Genomic DNA, 20,441 nt, shown 5'->3' on the forward strand with positions numbered 1-20,441 from the left:
GATACGACAGGAGCGGATTTGATGGCGCAGCTTACTTCTCTGCCTTGTCGGTCACGAACAGCGTCAATACGGCCGCCAGCACCATGCAGGCGCCGCCCAGCACCAGGGTCAGCACGGTATGGCCGCCGAACAGGTGCTTGGTGAAGAAGCCGAGCAGCAGGCCGCTGACGATCTGCGGGATCACGATGAAGAAGTTAAACAGGCCCATGTAGTAGCCCATGCGGTTGGCGGGCAGCGAGCCGGCCAGGATCGCGTAGGGCATGGTCAGGATGCTGGCCCAGGCGATGCCGACGCCGATCATCGGCAGGGTCAACATGGCTTTGTCGTGGATGAAGAACATGCTGGCCAGCGACAGGCCGCCGATCGCCAGCGACAGCGCGTGGCAGAACTTGCGGCTGGTGGCGCGTGCCAGTACCGGCAGCAGGAAGGCCGCCAGGGCCGACACGCCGCTGTAGATCGCGAACATCACGCCGACGTAGTTGCCGGCTTCCTGGTAGGCGGCCGACTGTGCATCGGTGGTGCCGTAGACGTTGTCGGCGATCGAGGTGCCGGTATAGATCCACATCGCGAACAGCGCGATCCAGGTGAAGAACTGGACGAAGGCCAGCTGCACCATGGTCTTCGGCATCTGGCCGAAGCCGCCGACGATCTCGCGCAGCGCCACGCCGAAGCTGCGCGCATGCTGGCGCTGGGCCTTGAAGCTGTCGAGGTCCGGCGGCGGCAGTTCGGTGGCGGTGAACACGGTCCAGCTGACGGCGGCCAGGAACACGGCGCCGCCCACGTAGAAGGAGTAGCGCACGGTATCCGGAATCGCGCCGTTCACCGGCACGTTGGAGACGCCAAGGTAGTCCGAGAAGATCATCGGCAGCAGCGAGGCGATGACGGCGCCGCAGCCGATGAAGAAGGTCTGCATCGCGAAGCCGGCGGTCTGCTGCGAGGTGTCCAGCTTGTCGCCGACGAAGGCGCGGAAGGGCTCCATCGAGACGTTGATCGCGGCGTCCATCATCCACAGCATGGCCACCGCCATCCAGACGGCCGAGGAATTCGGCATCAGGAACAGGGCGATCGCGGCCAGGATGGCGCCGAGGAAGAAGAAGGGACGGCGGCGGCCCCAGGTCGGGTGCCAGGTGTTGTCGCTGAGGTAGCCGATGATGGGCTGGACCAGCAGGCCGGTGACGGGAGCGGCCAGCCAGCCGAGCGGCAGGTCGTCCGCCGAGGCGCCGAGGGTGGCGAAGATCCGGCTGGTGTTCACGTTCTGCAGCGCAAAGCCGAACTGGATGCCGAAGAAGCCGAAACTCATGTTCCACAGCTGCCAGAACGACAGGCGCGGCTTGAGCGAGTGAGTATGCATTTCCATCTGTGTCCCCTAACGGTGTCCGGGCTGGCGCCGAACTACCTCCATGTAGCAAAGTAACATGGGCATTGTAGAGTGTCAATCCGCCCAACACCTAGGAATAAAAGAAGAACGCCCGCATTTCGCGGGCGTTTTGTAGTCGAATTACGACTTCTTATAAGGCTTCTTCTCGCCGAACTTCTTCTTCGGCGCGGCCTTGATCGGCTCCTCGCCGTCGCGGGTGATGTTCAGCTGGCGCCCCGCCACCCACACCTTCTGCAGATGCTGCAGCAGGTCCTGCGGCAGGTCGGCCGGCATGTCCAGGGTCGAGTAATCGTCATAGATCTCGATGCGGCCGATTTCCTTGGACGGGATGCCGCCTTCGTTGGCGATGGCGCCGACGATGTTGCCCGGCTTGACGCTGTTGGCGTGGCCGACTTCGATGCGGTAGGTGGCCATGCCCGGTTCCGGCGCGCGCATCACGCGCTCCTTCTTGTAGCTCTCGCGCGGCTGGGCGAAGCCTTCGCGCGTCGGGCGCGCCGGGCGGTCTTCGGCGCCACCGAAGGCTTCCCGTGTGAAGCCTTCGCGGCCGGCGCGGGCCGGGCGCGCTTCGCGGTCCTGCCACTCAGGCACCGGCTTCGCTTCGCGGTCCGGCTTCTCCAGCAGCAGCGGCTCGTCGCCGCGATTCAGCTTGGCCAGGGCGGCGGCGATGTCGATCGCCGGCACGTTGTGGTCACGCTCGTATTCTTCGATCAGGGAGCGGAACATGTCCAGGCCGCCGGCGGCCAGGGCTTCGCCGATCTGGTCCTTGAACTTCGCGATGCGGACGTCGTTGACGGCCTTGATGGTCGGCAGGGTCAGCGGCGCGACCGGCTGGCGCGTGGCGCGCTCGATCGCCTTCAGCAGGCCGCGCTCGCGCGGGGTCACGAACAGGATCGCGTCGCCGCTGCGGCCCGCGCGGCCGGTGCGGCCGATGCGGTGGGTGTAGCTTTCCGGGTCCGACGGCACGTCGTAGTTGATCACGTGGGTGATGCGTTCGACGTCCAGGCCGCGCGCGGCGACGTCGGTGGCGACCAGGATGTCGATCTTGCCGTTCTTGAGCTGCTCGATGGTGCGCTCGCGCTGCTGCTGGGCGAGGTCGCCGTTGATGGCGGCGGCCGCGAAGCCGCGCGCCTGCAGCTTGGATGCCAGCTCCTCGGTGCCCAGCTTGGTGCGGGCGAAGATGATCATGCCGTCGAAGGGCTCGGCTTCCAGGATGCGGGTCAGCGCTTCCAGCTTCTGCAGGCCGGCCACCAGCCAGTAACGCTGGGTGATGTTGACGGCGGTGGTGGTCTTGGCGGCCACCGTCACTTCCTTCGGCTCGTTCAGGTAGGTATTGGCGATGCGCTTGATCTGCGGCGGCATGGTGGCCGAGAACAGCGCGGTCTGGCGCGATTCCGGCGTCTCCTGCAGGATGCGCTCGACGTCGTCGATGAAGCCCATGCGCAGCATCTCGTCGGCTTCGTCCAGCACCAGGGTCTTCAGCTGCGAGAGGTCAAGCGTGCCTTTGTCCAGGTGGTCGATCACGCGGCCCGGGGTGCCGACCACGACCTGCGCGCCGCGGCGCAGTGCCGACAGCTGCGGGCCATAGGCCTGGCCGCCGTAGATCGGCAGCACGTGGAAATTCTTCAGGTGCGCGGCGTAGCTCTGGAAGGCCTCGGCCACCTGGATTGCCAGCTCACGCGTGGGCGCCAGCACCAGCGCCTGCACGGCGGGGTTCTTGACGTCGATGCGCGACAGGACCGGCAGCGCGAAGGCGGCGGTCTTGCCGGTACCGGTCTGGGCCTGCCCGAGGATGTCGCGGCCTTCCATCAGGAGGGGAATCGTGGCGGCCTGGATCGGCGACGGCGTCTCGTAGCCGACGTCTTTCAGCGCCTTCAGGATCGGTGCGGGGAGGTTCAGGTCGGCAAACGTCGGGAGCTGGGTGTCATGCATGTAGGAAATTCTCTTAAAAATTCAAGGCAATCCTACAGTTTACTCTTTCGCGGGACGCGGGGCTCGATTATTTGCTGCGGCGCACCCGGAAAACGACGCTGTTACACTCCTCTTCCATGCCCCGCCCCGACTTCAACCACCTGCAAGCCTTCATCCTCGTCGCGCGCGAGCGCAGCTTCACGCGCGCCGCGGCGCAGCTGGGCGTGTCGCAATCGGCGCTCAGCCACACCATTCGCGGACTCGAAACGCGGCTGGGCGTGCGCCTGCTGACCCGCACCACGCGCGGCGTCTCGCCCACCGAGGCCGGCGAAAAACTGTATGCCTCGCTGGAGCCGCACTACGAGGCCATCGAAGCCGGCTTGAGCGCGCTGGACGAAGCGCGCGGCAAGCCGGCCGGCACCATCCGCATCACCACCCACGACCACGCGGCCGGCACGGTGCTGTGGCCGAAACTGTCGACAGTGCTGGCGGCCTACCCCGACATCAAGCTCGAGATCAGCATCAACTACGGCCTGATCGACATCGTCGCCGAGCGCTTCGACGCCGGCGTGCGCCTGGGAGACCAGGTGGCGAAGGACATGATCGCCGTGCGCATCTCGCCGGACATGAAGCGCGCCGTGGTCGGCAGCCCCGCCTATCTGGCCGTAAGGCCGCTGCCCCGGACGCCGCAGGACCTGGTGCGCCACAACTGCATCAACCTGCGCCTGGCGACCCACGGCGGCCTGGCGCCATGGGAGTTCGCGCGGGACGGCAAGGAGCTGCAGGTGCAGGTGGATGGCCAGGCCATCTTCAATACCACGCCGCAGAAACTGCAGGCGGCGCTGGACGGCGCCGGCCTGGCCTCGCTGCCGGACGACATGGTCGAAGAACACGTGGCCGCCGGCAGATTGCAGCGGGTGCTGGAAGACTGGTGCCCTACCTACCCCGGCTACCACCTTTATTATCCGAGCCGGCGCCAGGCCTCGCCCGCCTTCGCGCTGGTGGTCGAGGCGCTGCGCTGGCGTAGCGATTCGTGAAAATTCCTCATATCGGCATTGAATAAAACACGGCTACTCTCATGATCGAGGGCTGGCTATAGTGGCTTTTTCAGCCACGAGATGCCAATGATGAGACGCTTAGCCGCAACTGCATTCGCGCTGCTGTTCGCCGCCCCCACCTTCGCGCAGGTCCAGGCAGCCGCACCCGATATGAGCATCGCCCGCGCCGGCAGCCAGCCTTCCAGCAAAGGCCCGGCCCAGTATTTCACCGGCAGCGCGCGCGTCGATCCGCTCTTCCCGGTACACCCGCCGATGAACACCTCGGGCGCCTACGTGACATTTGAGCCGGGCGCGCGCTCGGCCTGGCACACGCATCCCGCCGGCCAGGTATTGATCGTGACGGCCGGCGCCGGCCGCGTGCAGCGCTGGGGCGGGCCGGTCCAGGAGATCCGTCCCGGTGACGTGATCTGGACCCCGCCCGGGGTCAAGCACTGGCACGGCGCCGCGCCCACGACCTCGCTCACCCACATTGCGATCCAGGACAGCGTCGAGGGCAGGAACGTCGACTGGATGGAAAAGGTCAGCGATGAACAGTACGGCAAATAAGATCGCCCTGGCGGCCCTGCTGTGCTGCGCCTATGCGCAGGCCGCGCCACTCAAGAAGGAGAAACCGATGATGACACCCGCGCTCGAACACTATACGCAAACGCTGGCGCTGGGCGAGCTGTGGCAGCGTCCGGGCCTGTCGCCGCGCGACCGCAGCATCGTCACGCTGTCCGTGCTGGTGGCGAAGAACCAGGCCCACGACCTGCCCTTCTACCTGAACCGCGCGCTCGACAGCGGCGTCAGGCCGGGCGAGATCGCCGAGCTGATTACCCAGCTGGCCTTTTATGCGGGTTGGCCGAACGCCACCGCCGCCGATGCCGCAATGCGCGCCGTATTTGACGAACGGAAGATAGAGACCGCTCAGCTGCCGCCGGCGAAACCGGCCTTGCTGCCGCTGGACGAGAAAGCGGAAGCCGCCCGTGCAAAGAACGTCGAGGAGAACTTCGGCAAGACCGCGCCCGGCGTCGTCAAGTACACGACCGACGCGCTGTTCCGTGACCTCTGGCTGCGTCCCGGCCTGGCGCCGTGCGACCGCAGCCTGGTCACCGTCAGCGCGCTGGTGGCATCCGGGCAGACAGCCCAGATCACCTATCACCTCAACCGCGCGATGGACAATGGCCTGACCGAAACGCAGGCGTCCGAAGCGCTGACCCAGCTGGCCTTCTACGCCGGCTGGCCGAACGTGTTCTCGGCCATGCCGGTCTTCAAGGACGTGTTCGCAAAACGAAAGGAATAGACATGCAGCTCAAACGCGTCGGCTCCCAGCCTTCGATGAAGGGCCCGGAGCAGTACTTCACCGGCACCGTGCGGATCGACCCGCTCAACAGCGCGCCCGAACCCTCGCGCGTCTCGTGCGCCAGCGTCACTTTCGAACCGGGCGCGCGCTCGGCCTGGCATACCCACCCGCTGGGCCAGACGCTCATCGTCACAAGCGGCTGCGGCTGGACCCAGTGCGAAGGGGAACCCATCGTCGAGATCCGCGCCGGCGACGTGATCTGGTGCCCGCCGGGCCACAAGCACTGGCACGGCGCCTCGCCCACCACGTCGATGACGCACATCGCCATCCAGGAAGCGCTGGATGGCGTGAACGTGGTGTGGCTGGAGAAGGTCAGCGACGAGCACTACCTTGCTGGCCCGCCTTCACGACCGCAGCAATGAAGTCATCGTGCGTCGGCATCACGTCGACGCACTTGCCGATCACCGCCTCGATATTGCCGAGGAAGGCGAGCAAGTCCTTTTCCTCCAGCAGGGCCGCCAGCGGGTGGTGGCCCTGTGGGCGCACGCCCTGCCCGTGCAGCACCTGCTGCCAGCCGATCTCCGCGAACAGCTCGTTGTTCTCGCGCACCACGCGGCCGTGGGCCTTGTACAGGTCGATCTTGCGGCGCAGGGTATCCGGGATGTCCATGGTGCGGCAGAAGTCCCAGAACGGCGTGTCGTTCCGCTCGGTCGCGACATAGTGCAGCATGATGAAGTCGCGGATGCGCTCGATCTCGAAGTCGCACTGCAGGTTGAACTCGTCGATGTCGGCCTGGTGGAAGCCGGCATCCGGGAAGAAGCCGACCAGGCGCGAGATCGTCGACTGGACCAGGTGGATGGAGGTCGATTCCAGCGGCTCCAGGAAGCCCGAGGACAGGCCCACCGCCACCACGTTCTTGTTCCACACCTTCTTGCGCTTGCCCGCCGTGAAGCGCAGCATGCGCGGCTCGGCCAGCGCCTTGCCGTCCAGGTTGTCCATCAGGATGGATGCCGCCTCGTCGTCGCTCATATGGCGGCTCGAATACACGTGACCGTTGCCGGTGCGGTGCTGCAGGCCGATGCGCCATTGCCAGCCGGCCGGACGCGCGGTCGCGCGCGTGTAGGGCAGCAGCTTGCCCGACAATTCGCAGGGCACCGCCCAGGCGCGGTCGCAGGGCAGCCAGTGGCTCCAGTCCTCGAAGCCGGTTTTTAGGGTCTGCTCGATCAGCAGGGCGCGGAAGCCCGAGCAGTCGATGAACAGGTCGCCCTCGATGGCGGCGCCGTTCTCCATCACGACCGAGTCGATGAAGCCATCGACGCGCTGGCGCACGTCGACGACCTTGCCTTCGGTGCGCACCACGCCATGGCTCTCGGCGTACTTTCGCAGGTAGCCTGCGTACAGGCCCGCGTCGAGGTGGAAGGCGTAGGGGATGTCGGCCAGCGGCGAATTCGGCATCTCCGGATTCGGGCGCATGAACTTGCCGGCGTTCGCGGCCATGCGGTTGAGCGAATAGCGCTCGAGGTCCGGCGCTTTGCCCATCTGCCAGGCGCGCAGCCAGTACTGGAAGAATTCGAGCGTCCACAAAGGCTGGCCGAAGGTGCCGAAGCCATGCATGTAGCGCTCACCCAGTTTGCCCCAGTCCTTAAACTCGATGCCGAGCTTGAAGGTGGCCTTGGTCTCGCGCATGAACTCGTCCTCGTTGATGCCGAGGGCGGTGTTGAACAGGCGGATCATCGGGATCGTCGATTCGCCGACGCCGACGGTGGAGATCTCGTCGGATTCGATCAGGCGGATCGCGTAGCGCTTCTGCAGCAGCGCCGACAGCGAGGCCGCGGCCATCCAGCCGGCAGTGCCGCCGCCGACGATCACGATGTTCTTGATGAGGGTTGGTGTCTCGTTTTTCATTGTCTGTACAGGATATGAAAAACCCCCTGTCCGGTCAAACCGTGCAGGGGGTTTTTTTCAGATACCGGCTTGCGCCGACAAATGAATTACAGCTTGTAGTTCAGACCGAACAGCACGGTGCGGCCGTAGCGGGTGTCTTCGATGACGTTATCCTTGGTCTTGCGATAACGCTTGAAGTGCGCGTCGTTCACGTTGTTCATCTCGAGCAGGAAGGACAGGCCTTTCATCGGGCCGCTCTGGATCTCGTAGCCGAACTGCAGGTCCAGGATCTTCTCGCCGTTGATATAGGTGAGCTGACGGTCGCCGGTGTTGGTGGTGACGTCACCGATGAAGTCCGAGCGGTAGCGCTCAGCCGCACGTGCCGAGAAGCCTGCCTTCTCGTAGTACAGCGTCAGGCTGGCAACGCGCTTCGACAGACCCGGCAGGCCCATGGTGCCCGAGCCGCCTTCGGCCGTGTCAGGCAGGTTGACTGCGCTGGCCGTCTGCGACGCGTTGGCCACCACGCCGAAACCATCCAGGTAGCGGGTGAACACGTTCAGCGGCATCGACGCTGCCAGTTCCACGCCCTTGATGTTGCCGCCGTGGCCGTTGACCGGCGCAGTGAACTCGCCGATGTTGGTCGGCGCCTTGACGGTGGTCGGCTGCAGGTACGGGGTGAAGTCGACCGAGCGCGGGACGTTCACGATGTAGGTGTCCAGCTTCTTGTAGAACACCGCGGCGCTGACGTAGGCCTTGCTGTCCCAGTACTTCTCGTACGACAGGTCGATGCCCTTGGCGCGGAACGGATCCAGTTTCGCATTGCCGCCGCTGCCGCTGTAGATGCCGCGGGTCGCGTCGTAGCCGAAGTTACCGCTGGCGCGCATGTCGTTCAGGGTCGGACGAGCCATGATCTTCGACAGCGAGAAGCGCAGCGATTGCTGGTTGCCCAGGTCGCCGATCAGGTTCAGGCTCGGCAGGAAGTCGTTGTAGCTGGTGCCATCCGTGACCGGTGCGGTCGGACGGGTCGCGTCGCTGGTGCCGCCGTTCTTGTCGACCGAGTACGCGGTCGAATCCTGCTTGGTGTGCACCATCTGCAGGCCCAGGGAGCCGCGCACCGGCAGAACGCCGACTTGCGTATCGATACCCAGCTTGGCGAAGGCGGTGGTGACCTTCTCGTTCACGATCCAGTCCTTGTTCGTGATGTCCGGGTGCATCTTCTGCTTCAGGTCGTACAGCGCCGTCAGGTTGGCGACCGGGTCGAAGGTGACGACGTTGATGCCGGTCGGACCAGCCGCTGCCGAACCGCTGCCCGAAGGATAAGCCTCGGTGGCGAACGGGTTGCTGCTGCCCTTCACCGACAGCAGGTTCTCGGTGTACTCGCGGGTCTTCGAACGGCTCGATACGTTCACGCCGGTGGTCAGCTTGCTGAAGAACATTCCGTCCGGCAGGTCACGCGAGAAGTCCAGGCGCTGCGCATTGATCTTGTCGTAGACGTGCGGGAACTTGACGTAACCGGCCTGGATGTCGGCGCCGCCCCAGCCCTGCGGGTCGGTCAGCTTGACGACGCTGGTGTCGCCGTAGTTCAGGCCCGGCACGAAGGTCTGGCTGCCTGCGGTGAACTTGACGGTGTCGAGGCCTGCGCCGCCGTAGGTTTCGATGTTGGTGCCGTTACGCTCGGCCGAGTTGAACGACAGGTCGAGGTTGGCGGTCCAGTCCTGGTTGACGCGCAGCTTGTTGTTCCAGCCGATCGACTTGGTGGTGTCTTTCCACGCCACGGCGTCGTTACGGACCACGGCCTTGACGTTGTCGAAGGAGCCGGCAGTGACGTTGTTGCCCGACAGGGTCGCGTTGATCAGGTGGCCCGGCTGGTCGTACTTGCTGGTGGTGCTGGTGTAGTCGTCGTTCAGCGGCATCTGGATGCCGCGGGTCTTGTTGTTACGGTCGTAGACGGTGTAGAACATGTCGACCGTCGAAGTGAAGTCCTTGCTCGGACGGTACTGGACCACGCCCATCAGGCCGTTGCGCGACTGCGAGTAACCGTCGGTCCAGGCATTGAAGCCGTTGTACGGGACGTTGACCTTGGTGCCGTTGTAGTTGGCGGTGCCGCTGCCCCAGGATTCGAAGCGGGTGGTGTCGCCGCTCTTGCCCTGCAGGCGCGCGAAGCCGAAGGCCACGCCGACCTGGCGGTTCGCGAACTGGTCGATGTACGAGAAGGTGAAGCGGTTGCCGTGGCCCTTGTCGTTATCCATGCCCAGGCCGGTCTTGTCGCGGCGGTAATTCAGGGCGATGGTGCGCTTGTTAAAGTCCAGCGGACGCACGGTCTGCAGGTCGACGGTGCCCGACAGGCCCTGGCCGACCAGTGCGCCGTCCGGGGTCTTGTAGATCACCACGCCCGACAGCAGCTCGGACGGGTACTGGTCGAATTCGACGCCGCGCGAGTCGCCGGTCGAGACTTGCTCGCGGCCGTTCAGCAGGCCGGTCGAGAAGTCCGGGGACATGCCGCGGATCGAGATCACGGCCGCCTGGCCGTTGGTGCGCTGGGCGGTCACGCCCGGCAGACGGGCGATCGACTCGGCGATCGACTGGTCCGGCAGCTTGCCGATGTCTTCAGCCGAAATCGCTTCCACGATGGAGTCGTTGTTCTTCTTGACCGAGATGGCCGCCTCGATACCGCGGCGGATACCGGTCACGGTCACGGTCGACACACCCGAATTGGTCGCGCCGGTGGCGGCTGCGTCCTGGGTGCTGGTTTCCTGCGCGAGTGCGGCATGGCTGGTCAGGGCCATAAAGACGGCGCAGCCCGCTGCAACCGGGCTGAGCTTAAATGCGATGCTGCCCGGCACAGTGCGCGCCGTGCGCTTATTGATCAGGTTCATGTGTCCCCTCAAATCGTACAAATCTATGTTTTTTCCCGAAAACACTAGCCGGAGAGCCATCACTACGGGAGCCAGAAGCAAACGTTTCTTAGACGTTCTGCCAAGGATTCTGTACTAAAACTAGATGCACTGTCAACGACACTTGTCCGGGACTACGGGAATCTCGGATTTTTACGTAGATTTCTGAGAGTGAAGGCGTATATCGTTGTATTCGAGCTACAAAGAGCTTATACAGACGATGTAGTCGTACTACAAATTGCTTACTTTGCACCAATAATGCTTGCTTTTGCACCATCATGGTGCAAATTTTCGTAGTAGATTTTCAGTTTATGTCAAGGTGTTTGCTCTGCAGCGTGTATGTATGCCGCTGAAATGCTGTAGCAAAACTAGACCTGCAACTGCTCACTGTCGTTGAAGCTAGTTCATCGCTGTAGTATTCTCGGGGCAACAATGCAAATCCGGCATATTTATCAGGACACTTCTGTCCGCTTGCCGATGTAGTTGCACTACTTACGGAGACGCTTTCCATGCCCGCCCCCTTCCGACTCACCCTTTCCAGCATCCTCATCGGCGCCGCCCTGTTCGCCACCGGCGCGGTCCACGCCCAGGCGCCCGCGATCGACCACGTCGAGCCGCCCTTCTGGTGGGCCGGCATGCACGACCAGCGCCTGCAGCTGATGGTGCACGGCCCCGCCATCGCCGAGCTCGAGCCGGCGCTCGACTATCCCGGTGTGCGCATCGCCCAGGTGACGCGGGTCGCCAACCGCAACTATGTGTTCATCGACCTGGTCGTGGACAGCAAGGCGGTGCCGGGGGACGTGCGCATCGATTTCCGCGGCAAGGGAGACACTGCCGCGCGCAGCACCAGCTATACCTACCGCCTGCTGGCGCGCGAGAACGGCTCCGCCCAGCGCAAGGGCTTCGATACCCAGGATGCGATCTATCAGGTGATGCCGGACCGCTTTGCCAACGGCGATCCGAAAAACGACAGCGTCGCCGGCCTGGCCGACAAACTGGACCGCAAGCTGGGCCACGGCCGCCACGGCGGCGACATCCAGGGCATGATCGACCACCTCGACTACATCGCCGGCATGGGCTTTACCCAGCTGTGGCCGACGCCGCTGGTCGAGAACGACATGCCGGCCGCCTCCTACCACGGCTACGCCGCCACCGACCACTACAAGATCGACCCGCGCTACGGCAGCAACGAGGATTACGTGCGCCTGTCGAAAGAAGCGCGCAAGCATGGCATCGGCCTGATCCAGGACGTGGTGCTCTCGCACATCGGCAAGGGCCACTGGTGGATGAAGGACCTGCCGACGCCGGACTGGGTCAACCACGCCGGCAAGTTCGTGGGCACGAATCACCACCGCACCGCCGTGCAGGACCCGTATGCGTCGAAAGAAGACGCCAGCAACTTCACCACCGGCTGGTTCAGCCCGGGCATGCCGGACATGAACCAGACCAACCCGCTGGTCGCCAACTACCTCATCCAGAACAATATCTGGTGGATCGAGTACGCCGGCTTGAGCGGACTACGGATCGACACCTTCGGCTATTCCGACGGCGCCTTCCTGACCGAATACACGAAGCGCCTGATGGCCGAGTACCCGCAGCTGAACATGGTGGGCGAGGAATGGAGCAAGCTGCCGGCCGTGGTCGCGCACTGGCAGCGCGGCAAGGCCAACTTCGACGGCTACGTCAGCTCCATGCCCAGCATGATGGACTTCCCGCTGACCGAGGCGATGCGCAACGCGCTGGCGGACCATGAAGGCAAGAACATCTTCCACGACGTCTACGAGACCCTGTCGCTCGACTACCTGTACCCGGACCCGAGCCGCCTGGTGCTGTTCGAGGCCAACCACGACATCGCACGCCTCTACAGCGTGGTCGGCGAGGATCTCGACCGCTGGAAGATGGATCTCGCCTTCGTCATGACGATGCCGCGCATCCCGCAGTTCTACACCGGCGACGAACTCCTGATGACCAGCGCCACCAAGGAGCGCGACGACAACAGCTACCGCCGCGACTTCCCCGGCGGCTGGGCCGGCGACAAGGTCAATGCCTTCACCGGCGCCGGCCTCACGCCGCGCCAGCGCGAGGCGCAGGCTTTCGTGAAGAAGCTGGTGAACTGGCGGAAGAACAATCCGGTCATCCATCATGGGAAGCTGATGCACTATGGGCCGGAGAACAATACCTATGTCTACTTCCGCTACGATGGGGCCAGGAAGGTGATGGTGGCCTTCAATGCGAACGACAAGGAAACCGTGCTGGATGCGGGGCGTTTCCGTGAGATGCTGTCGGGGGTGTCGTCCGGTGTTGACGTCCTGAGCGGCAAGACCTATTCGCTGAAGGATGAGATTCGACTGCCGGCCAAGGCCACGCTGATTCTGGAAATCTGACCGCAACCGTCACGCGTGGGCACGTGGTGCCCACCCTACTCATGAAATCATCTGCTCTTCTGATCGCGGCCCTGGTCGCGCAATCTGTCCCCGCCATCGCCGCCGAGGCGCCGCCGCTGCGCTACGACATCTACGTGCGCGGCGCCTTCAACGGCTGGGGCACCGACAACCAGCTCGCCTATCAAGGCAAGGGCGTCTACCAGACCGACATCCTGGTCAGCCCGGGCAACCACGCCTTCAAGATCGGCAGCAAGGACTGGAACGCCGAGTGGGTCGCGAACCCTTCGGCCAGCGTGGCCGTCGCACTTGGCACAAGCTATCCGTTGGCCACCGAGGCAGGTCCCGAAGACTACCTGTTCACGAAGCAGACCGCGAGCTTCCGCTTCCGCGTCGACGTGAGCGATCCTTCGAAACCGGTGCTGAGCGTGAGCCGCGTCGAGACACCAGCCTCCGGCCCGGCCGTCGATCCGCACGCTGGTGCGGGCGCGACGGCGTCCCTGAGCTTCCCGACCTGGGATGGCAAGCAGGAGACGGCGCGCTTCTCGGTGCGGGACCCGCAGGCGCCGCTGCGCAACTACGCGCACTCGACCACCATGCAGCTGCGCGATCCCGGCCCGCAATCTACTACTTATAAGGAGGACGCCACCCTGCCCCAGGTCCGCAGCGGCAACCTGGGCTTCGACGCCCTGTTCGCGCTGGCGGCCCACGAGATGCGCCTGGACTCGGTCAAGGAAATCCGCGACGGTAACTACAACGGCAACAACGCCATCCCCTGCGACTGCTTCGAGACCGGCGAGAAGTGGCACTACGTCTGGACCCGCGACCTGTCGTATGCGGCCGACCTGGGCCTCGCCATGCTGGATCCGCAGCGGGTGCGCAATTCGCTGCTGTTCAAACTGTCCGGCTGGCGCGATGGCATTACCAAGGCAGCGCAAGTCGCCGGTACGCCGGACGGCCTGCAAATCGCACAGGACACCGGCAGCGGCGGCAGCTGGCCGGTCAGCACCGACCGCATCACCTGGGCTTTCGCCGCCGAGGAAGTGCTGAAGTCCCTGCCGGCCGCAGAGCGCCCGGCCTTCGCCGCCACCGCGCTGAAGGCCTTATCCAATACCATAGACAACGACCGCATCGCCGCCTTTGACAAGGCGAGCGGCCTGTACACGGGCGAGGAATCCTTCCTCGACTGGCGCGACCAGAGCTACGCGTCGTGGATCCCGGACGACCTGGCCTCGATGGCCAGCGCCAAGGCCCTGTCCACCAACGTCGGCCACTACAAGGCCCTCACGCTGGCGGCCATGCTGGCGCGCGAACAGAAAGACGCCGCCCGTGCAAAGCGTTACGAGGCCTGGGCACGCGATCTCAAGCGCGCGATCAACGCCCGCCTGTGGCTGGAAGACGCCGGCATGTACAGCAGCCTCACCGCTGCCCACTTCGACGGCGCGCCCATGCACAAGTTCGACTGGCTGGGGCAGTCGCTGGCCATCGTCACCGGCATCGCCGACGACAAGCGCGCGCGCCGCATCCTGGCCAGCTATCCGCACGGCCCCATGGGCGCGCCGGTGATCTGGCCGCAGCAGCTCGACATGCCGGTCTATCACAACCGCGCCATGTGGCCCTTCGTGACGGCCTACGGCTTGCGCGCCGCGGTCGCTGGCCGCAACGTGGCCGTGGCCGACGCTGCCTACGATTCGCTGATGCGCGGCGCGGCGCTGAACCTGTCGAACATGGAGAACCTGGAGTGGCTGTCCGGCCAGCCGCTGCTGCTGATTGATGCCCATCCGAAGCTGATCGGTCCCGTCATCAACTCGAAGCGCCAGCTGTGGTCCGTCGGCGCCTATATCGGCATGGTGGTGCGCAATGTGTTCGGGGTCTCGGCGACGAACGAGGGCATCGCCCTGCAGCCCTTCGTGACGGCGAAACTGCGTGGCGGCGTGTTCGCGGCCACCAATGAGATCGCCCTGTACAACCTGCGCCTGCAGGACCGCGCGCTGAATATCAAGCTGCGCCTGCCGGCAGCCGGTACAGCGGACAACGGCGTGTATGCGGTCGAACGCATCCTCCTGAACGGCAAGCCGGCCGGCGCCAGCATCAAGTGGAGCGAACTGGCGGCCGACAACCAGATCGAGATCGTGCTGGGCAAACTGGAAGCCGGCGAGCAGGCGATCCGCCGCGTGAACGCCGATCCCTATGTCGAGACGCCCACTGTGTTCGGACCGCACGAACCGGTCATCGCGGACCTCAAGCGCGACGCCGGCGGCAACGCGACGCTGAGGATCGAAGCCAAGGATACAGGCAAGGTTCACTATAACGTCTACCGCGACGGCAAGCTGGTGGCCGCCGGGCTGCCGGCCGGCGCCTGGACCGACAGGCACGCCACGGCCACCGCCTGCTACGCGATCGAAGCGGCATTCGAGGGCTCGGGCAACCGCAGCCACCACAGCCGCCCGCGCTGCCTCGATGCGGGCGTCGAGATCCCTGCAAGTGATCCGCGCGTGAGCGCCGGCGTGCCGCTCGCAGCTCCCTCGCCGCGCTTCGACGAGCCGCACCTGGCCAACTGGGGCAAGCCCCAGGACCGCTTCGGCGTCAGGGATGTCAAGGTGCCGCATGCCGGCGACTACGCCGTCCAGGTCCGCTACCACAACGGCGCCAACCAGGTGAACCTGGGCATCAGCGGTGGCGTAAAATGGCTGGCGGTAAAGGATGAGTCGGGCGCCATCGTCGCGCAGGGCGTGGTGCAGCTGCCGCACGCGCGCATCGAGAAGGCGCATACGCCCATCGTGTATTCGACGCCGCTGGCGGCGCGCCTGACACCGGGCCGCGCCTATCGGATCGAGATGAGCGACTTCTACAACATGAGCTACCTGCAGAGCAACAGCACGTTCAGCGCGGCCGGCGGCGTAGAAGGACCATCCAACCGCTTCGACATCTATGGCGTGCGCCTGCTGCGCGTGCACTGACACGGGAAACGTATGAAACGACTCATGAAGACGGCTGTACTTGCGATGCTGGCCCTGGCCGCCCAGCAGGCCGGCGCCACCACGGTACGCATCCACTACCCGGCCGGCAAGGAAGAAATCCGCGTCATCGGCGACAAGGGGCCGATGAGCTGGTCGAAGGGCGTGCCCGCGCAGCGCCCCGATGCCCCGGTCAACATCTGGACCTACACCTGGCCTGACGCGCTGGGCGACGTGCAGATGAAACCGACGCTTGGCGAGGACAAGGTCTCGATCGGCGGCGCCTACAAACTGGCGGCCGGCAGTACCGTCGACATCTACCCCTTCTTCGGCGCACCCTTCGGCAAGCTGACGATCGTGAAGGACTTCGAATCAAAGCAGCTGAACAACAAGCGCGCGCTGCGCATCTGGCTGCCGCCCAGCTATGCGGAGAATCCGGCCAAGCGCTATCCGGTGCTCTACATGCACGATGGCCAGAACCTGTTCGACGCGAAGACCGCGGCCTACGGCGTCGAATGGGGCATCGACGAGACCATGAACCACCTGATCGCGATGGGCATCACCGAGGAAGTGATCGTGGTCGGTATCGACAACACGCCGGACCGCATTCCCGAGTACACGCCCTGCTGCGACCCGAAATACGGCGGCGGCAAGCTCGATGCCTACGGCGCCTTCATCGTCGAGACGGTGAAACCTTGGGTCGACCGCACTTACCGCACGCTGCCGGGCAAGGAGAATACCGCGATCATGGGCTCGTCCCTCGGCGGCATCGCCTCGGTTGCGATCGCGCAGCGTTATCCGGAGACCTTCTCGAAAGCGGGCGGCGTGTCCAGTTCCTTCTGGTGGAACAAGGGCGCCCTGATCAGCAAACTGCCGGCGCACCTGCCGGTCAAGTTCTACCTCGACGCCGGCACCGTCGACGATGGCCTCGACGACACGACGAAGATGCTGGAAGCCATGCGCGCCAAGGGCTACCGCGACAACGAAGACCTGCTGTTCTTCAAGGCCGAGGGTGCGAAGCACAACGAGGCTTCGTGGGCGGCGCGGGTGGAAAAGCCCCTGACCTGGTTCTTCCCCTGGGGTAGCAGCAAACAGTAACCTGGATCCCCGCCTGCGCGGGGACGACGTCAGAACTCGATGCTGTACAGATTGGTGCCGGCATCGTCCGGCACCAGGTGCTTGAACTCCACGAAACGCATGCCCAGCTTGCGCAGCAGCCCGTTCGAGGCGATGTTGCTGGGCTTGGCGATCGCCACCAGCTTGCGGATGCCCAGCGTCGGCGCATAGTCCAGCACCGCCCGCGCCGCCTCGTAGGCATAGCCCTGGCCGCGCCAGTCGGGCAGGTAGGCGTAGCCGATGTCGATCTCGTCCAGCGTGTCGCGCTTGATCAGGCCGCACATGCCGATCGGCGATCCGTCCTCGCTCAACTCGACCACGTACAGCGAATGACCACGCTCTTCCTGCATTGCGATCGGTCCGACCAGCAAGGCCTGCAAGGCGTCGTCCAGCGTGCGGATGCCGCGGTCGCCGATATGCTCGATGAAGGCGGGGTCGTTGACCAGCGCGTGATAGAACTCGACGTCGTCGGGCGTCGCAGTGCGCAGCCGCAGGCGTTCGGTACGGACGATCTCCATGAACTGTCAGTCTTCCTCGGGAAGGTCCCAGCGCGCCGGGTCTTCCAGTAATTTGTACATCACATAGGCGTCGACAAAACCCAGGCGCCGGTGCCGATAAGCCTTGGGCAGGGTGCCGACGATCGAAAAGCCCAGCCGCTTCCACAAGGTGATCGCAGGACTGTTGGTGCTGACGACGTAGTTGAACTGCATTGCCAGGTAACGCTGGCGGCGCGCTTCCTCGATGCTGTGCTCCCCCAGCATGCGGCCCACGCCCACGCCCTGCGCGTTCGGACTCACCATGTAGGAGGCGTTGGCGACGTGGTTGCCGCGTCCGAAGTGGTTCGGCTGCAGCTTGTACATGCCGAGTACCCGCTCCTCGCCCTTGACGGCCACGAAGGTTGTCGCGCTGGGCGCGAACCAGTACTCGCGGCTGTCTTCACGGCTGGTCGAGCCGCCATGGACGACGGTTTCGCCTGTGGCGACGTGGGCCTGGAAGATGGCCCACATGGCGTTGAAGTCGGCGTCGCGCGCTGGTCGAATCTGGATATCTCTCACTGCTGAGCCCGCTGGAGTGTAACGAAAGCGCAAGATTCTAAACCGGGAACTGAGCAAACGGCCAGGGAAAAATGTAACTGCATTTACACATGGAAATTGAGTTACGGTGCGCAACTTTTCCCGAAGATTTAGCACGTCCATGCGCCACGTTTACTGATTTTCTCCTGTGTTCACTTGTATAGGCAGGACTCGGCAAACATTCCTACTCTTTGCGGGTCAGGCGGAAATCGACGCTCTGCGGCCTGCCCGGCAGTTGCAGGGTCGCGCGCGCAGGCGGCGCCTCGCTCAGCACTTTGCCGCGCCGCAACACCAGGCGGCGTGCGGCGCGCAGGCGGATCGCTTCGACCGGACCGCCGGCGTCGAGCAGGACGAGGTCGGCATTGCAGCCCGCTTCGATGCCGTAGCCCTGCAGGCCGAGGATGCGCGCCGGGGTCTCGGTCACGGCCAGGAAGCATTGGCGCATCGCGGCCTGCCCTGTCATCTGGGCCACGTGCAGGCCCATGTGCGCCACCTCCAGCATGTCGCCGGAGCCGAGCCCGTACCACGGGTCCATCACGCAATCGTGGCCGAAGGCGACCGGCACCCCGGCCGCCAGCAGCTCCGGCACCCGCGTCATGCCACGCCGCTTCGGATAGCTGTCGTGGCGGCCCTGCAGGGTGATGTTGATGAGCGGGTTCGCGATCGCCGCCACGCCCGATTCGGCAATCAGGGGAATCAGCTTGCTGGCGTAGTAGTTGTCCATCGAATGCATCGAGGTCAGGTGCGAGCCGGTCACCCTGCCCTGCATCCCCAGCCGCTGCGTCTCGAAGGCCAGGGTCTCGATGTGGCGCGACAGCGGGTCGTCGGTCTCGTCGCAGTGCATGTCGACCATCAGCCCCTTCTCCGCGGCGAACTCGCACAGCAGGCGCACCGATTCGGCGCCTTGCGCCATGGTGCGCTCGAAGTGCGGAATGCCGCCGACCACGTCCACGCCCATCGCGATCGCGCGCTTCAGGTTGTCGAAGGCCCTGGGGCTGCGCAACAGGCCGTCCTGCGGGAAGGCCACCAGCTGCAGGTCGATGTACGGCGCGACGCGGCGCTTCACCTCGAGCAGGGCCTTGACCGCCAGCAGCCGGTCGTCGCAGACGTCGACGTGGGTGCGGATCGCCAGCAGGCCGCGCGCCACCGCCCAGTCGCAGTACTGCATCGCGCGTTCGATCAGCGCCTCCTGCGCCAGCTGGGGTTTGAGCTCGCCCCACAGCGCGATCCCCTCCAGCAGCGTGCCGGATTCGTTCACGCGCGGCAGGCCGTAGCTGAGGGTGGCGTCCATGTGGAAGTGGGCGTCGACGAAAGGCGGGCTGACCAGGTCGCCGCCGGCGTCGATCTCGCGTGCGCCCCGCTGCGGGAGCTGCGTGCCGACGGCGGCGATGCGCTCGCCCTCGATGGCGATGTCGATTCCATGGCGGCCATCGGCCAGGGCGGCGTTGCGGATGACGAGATCCATACACATTCTCCTGATGAGGACGACTCATTGTACTGCGAACGATGCAGCAATAACTCATGCTGCATCGCAAGATTTCCTTGCAAAAACAACACAAATATCACTTTCCAACACCAGGGAACGCCTTTACACTAGATCTTATTGCAGTGCGTCATAACTGAATATAAAGGGATACCGATGACTCAATTTTCCGACCAGTTGTCCGCCGTCCGCCAGGCGCAGTTCGAAGCCCAGCTCGATTTCTTCCGCACTTTCACCTCCCGCGCGCTCGACAGCGCCGGCCAGCTGGCCGCGCTGAACGTGCGCGCCTCGCGCGCCTCCGTCGAGCAGGCCGCCGGCACCGTCAAGCAGCTGCTCGAGGTGCGCGACCCGCGCGACCTGTTCGCCCTCGGCTCCGCCACCCAGGGACAGTGGCAGGCCCTGTTCTCCTACGGCCGCGAACTGGCCGGCATTGCCGCCGGCGTGCGCACCCTGCCCGCCGCCGCGATGCCGCTGCTGGCCGCCCCGGCGACCACCGCCAACGTCCCGACCAGCTATACCCAGGTGATCGAGCAGGCCTCGATCGCCACCGATGCCGCCGCCACCATCACCAGCGAGATCGCCGCCGCAGCCGTGGACATCGGCGCCGCGCATGCCGAAGCCGCGATCGATGCCGGCACCGTGGCGCGCGTGGACGCCGCTCCGGCGGACGCACAAGCCGACGCCAAGGTAGCGGAATTCGAAGCCGCCATCGAAACCGCCATCGCCGACGACGTCCCGCCCGCGGAACCCACCGCGCTGGCCAAGGCCTTGAACGAGGTGTCGCCGAAGCCTGCCGGCGCCGGGCATCCGCTCGCCTCCACCGTGCCGCTGGAGGCAGCGGAAGGCCAGGTCGAACTGCCGCCGGTGACGCCGCCGGACAGCATCGCACCGGTCATCGCGCCGCCGCCGAAAGCATCGCGCTCTTCGCGCAGGAAGTGAGCGAAAGCGAACGCGTAGCTTCAAAGCACTGCCGATCTGCAGGAGCCTGGCAAAAATAGTACATTAGCGGTCCTCGCAACACGATCGA

15 protein-coding genes are annotated in these 20,441 nt (G+C 64.9%); 8 read left to right on the top strand and 7 right to left on the bottom strand.

The genetic code is table 11. The features are described 5' to 3' along the window. Positions 1 to 31: 31 nt before the first annotated feature. Complete coding sequence (locus AC07PE_RS04805) at positions 32 to 1,351, bottom strand: MFS transporter (RefSeq protein WP_498762975.1); 1,320 nt, start codon at positions 1,349 to 1,351, stop codon at positions 32 to 34. A gap of 147 nt (positions 1,352 to 1,498) precedes the next feature. Further along, entirely contained in the window at positions 1,499 to 3,307 is a 1,809-nt protein-coding gene (locus AC07PE_RS04810) for a DEAD/DEAH box helicase (RefSeq protein ID WP_498762089.1), read from the bottom strand. 116 nt (positions 3,308 to 3,423) lie between these two features. Here AC07PE_RS04810 and AC07PE_RS04815 point away from each other — a divergent pair, with 116 nt between their 5' ends. The 4 genes from AC07PE_RS04815 to AC07PE_RS04830 all read left to right on the top strand — a co-directional run bounded on the left by AC07PE_RS04815 (position 3,424) and on the right by AC07PE_RS04830 (position 6,048). Continuing rightward, positions 3,424 to 4,323: a LysR family transcriptional regulator gene (locus tag AC07PE_RS04815; protein ID WP_498762091.1), complete on the top strand. Its 900-nt coding sequence runs from the start codon at positions 3,424 to 3,426 to the stop codon at positions 4,321 to 4,323. A gap of 90 nt (positions 4,324 to 4,413) precedes the next feature. Then, positions 4,414 to 4,890 carry a (R)-mandelonitrile lyase gene (locus AC07PE_RS04820; RefSeq protein WP_498762977.1) on the top strand — a complete coding sequence of 159 codons (477 nt, stop codon included), beginning with the start codon at positions 4,414 to 4,416 and terminating at the stop codon, positions 4,888 to 4,890. Next, the gene (locus AC07PE_RS04825) at positions 4,871 to 5,626 is read left to right on the top strand and encodes a carboxymuconolactone decarboxylase family protein (protein ID WP_498762093.1); all 756 of its coding nucleotides are present in this window, start codon (positions 4,871 to 4,873) and stop codon (positions 5,624 to 5,626) included. Before AC07PE_RS04820 ends, AC07PE_RS04825 begins: the two co-directional genes overlap by 20 nt. 2 nt (positions 5,627 to 5,628) lie before the next feature. Beyond that, positions 5,629 to 6,048: a (R)-mandelonitrile lyase gene (locus AC07PE_RS04830; protein WP_498762095.1), complete on the top strand. Its 420-nt coding sequence runs from the start codon at positions 5,629 to 5,631 to the stop codon at positions 6,046 to 6,048. On the opposite strand, the gene AC07PE_RS04835 is transcribed toward AC07PE_RS04830, so the two are convergent. Both AC07PE_RS04835 and AC07PE_RS04840 read right to left on the bottom strand, forming a co-directional pair. Next, a complete protein-coding gene (locus AC07PE_RS04835) occupies positions 5,999 to 7,531 on the bottom strand; it encodes a tryptophan halogenase family protein (protein WP_498762097.1) in 1,533 nt (510 codons plus the stop codon). The two genes, AC07PE_RS04830 and AC07PE_RS04835, sit on opposite strands and share 50 nt — an antisense overlap. Positions 7,532 to 7,617: 86 nt before the next feature. Next, positions 7,618 to 10,386, bottom strand: coding sequence for a TonB-dependent receptor (locus tag AC07PE_RS04840; RefSeq protein WP_498762099.1), 2,769 nt, complete (start codon positions 10,384 to 10,386; stop codon positions 7,618 to 7,620). Positions 10,387 to 10,913: 527 nt separating this feature from the next. On the opposite strand from AC07PE_RS04840, the gene AC07PE_RS04845 reads away from it, so the two are divergent. Genes AC07PE_RS04845 through AC07PE_RS04855 form a run of 3 tightly spaced genes read left to right on the top strand, consistent with a single transcriptional unit; the run spans position 10,914 to position 16,840 of the window. Then, positions 10,914 to 12,788, top strand: coding sequence for a glycoside hydrolase family 13 protein (locus tag AC07PE_RS04845; RefSeq protein ID WP_498762101.1), 1,875 nt, complete (start codon positions 10,914 to 10,916; stop codon positions 12,786 to 12,788). Positions 12,789 to 12,829: 41 nt separating this feature from the next. Next, on the top strand, positions 12,830 to 15,745 hold the full coding sequence (locus AC07PE_RS04850; protein ID WP_498762103.1) for an alpha-L-rhamnosidase-related protein: 2,916 nt from the start codon (positions 12,830 to 12,832) through the stop codon (positions 15,743 to 15,745). A gap of 24 nt (positions 15,746 to 15,769) precedes the next feature. Further along, on the top strand, positions 15,770 to 16,840 hold the full coding sequence (locus tag AC07PE_RS04855) for an alpha/beta hydrolase (RefSeq protein ID WP_498762104.1): 1,071 nt from the start codon (positions 15,770 to 15,772) through the stop codon (positions 16,838 to 16,840). 29 nt (positions 16,841 to 16,869) lie between these two features. On the opposite strand, the gene AC07PE_RS04860 is transcribed toward AC07PE_RS04855, so the two are convergent. The 3 genes from AC07PE_RS04860 to AC07PE_RS04870 form a co-directional block, all read right to left on the bottom strand. Then, entirely contained in the window at positions 16,870 to 17,376 is a 507-nt protein-coding gene (locus AC07PE_RS04860; protein ID WP_498762106.1) for a GNAT family N-acetyltransferase, read from the bottom strand. Between the two features lie 6 nt (positions 17,377 to 17,382). Continuing rightward, the gene (locus tag AC07PE_RS04865; protein ID WP_498762108.1) at positions 17,383 to 17,913 is read right to left on the bottom strand and encodes a GNAT family N-acetyltransferase; all 531 of its coding nucleotides are present in this window, start codon (positions 17,911 to 17,913) and stop codon (positions 17,383 to 17,385) included. 202 nt (positions 17,914 to 18,115) lie between these two features. Beyond that, entirely contained in the window at positions 18,116 to 19,396 is a 1,281-nt protein-coding gene (locus AC07PE_RS04870) for an amidohydrolase family protein (RefSeq protein ID WP_498762110.1), read from the bottom strand. 174 nt (positions 19,397 to 19,570) lie between these two features. On the opposite strand from AC07PE_RS04870, the gene AC07PE_RS04875 reads away from it, so the two are divergent. Beyond that, on the top strand, positions 19,571 to 20,353 hold the full coding sequence (locus AC07PE_RS04875) for a phasin family protein (protein WP_498762111.1): 783 nt from the start codon (positions 19,571 to 19,573) through the stop codon (positions 20,351 to 20,353). The last annotated feature ends 88 nt before the right edge of the window (positions 20,354 to 20,441 follow it).

This window comes from Telluria sp. GW821-FHT07G12, from assembly GCF_059418525.1.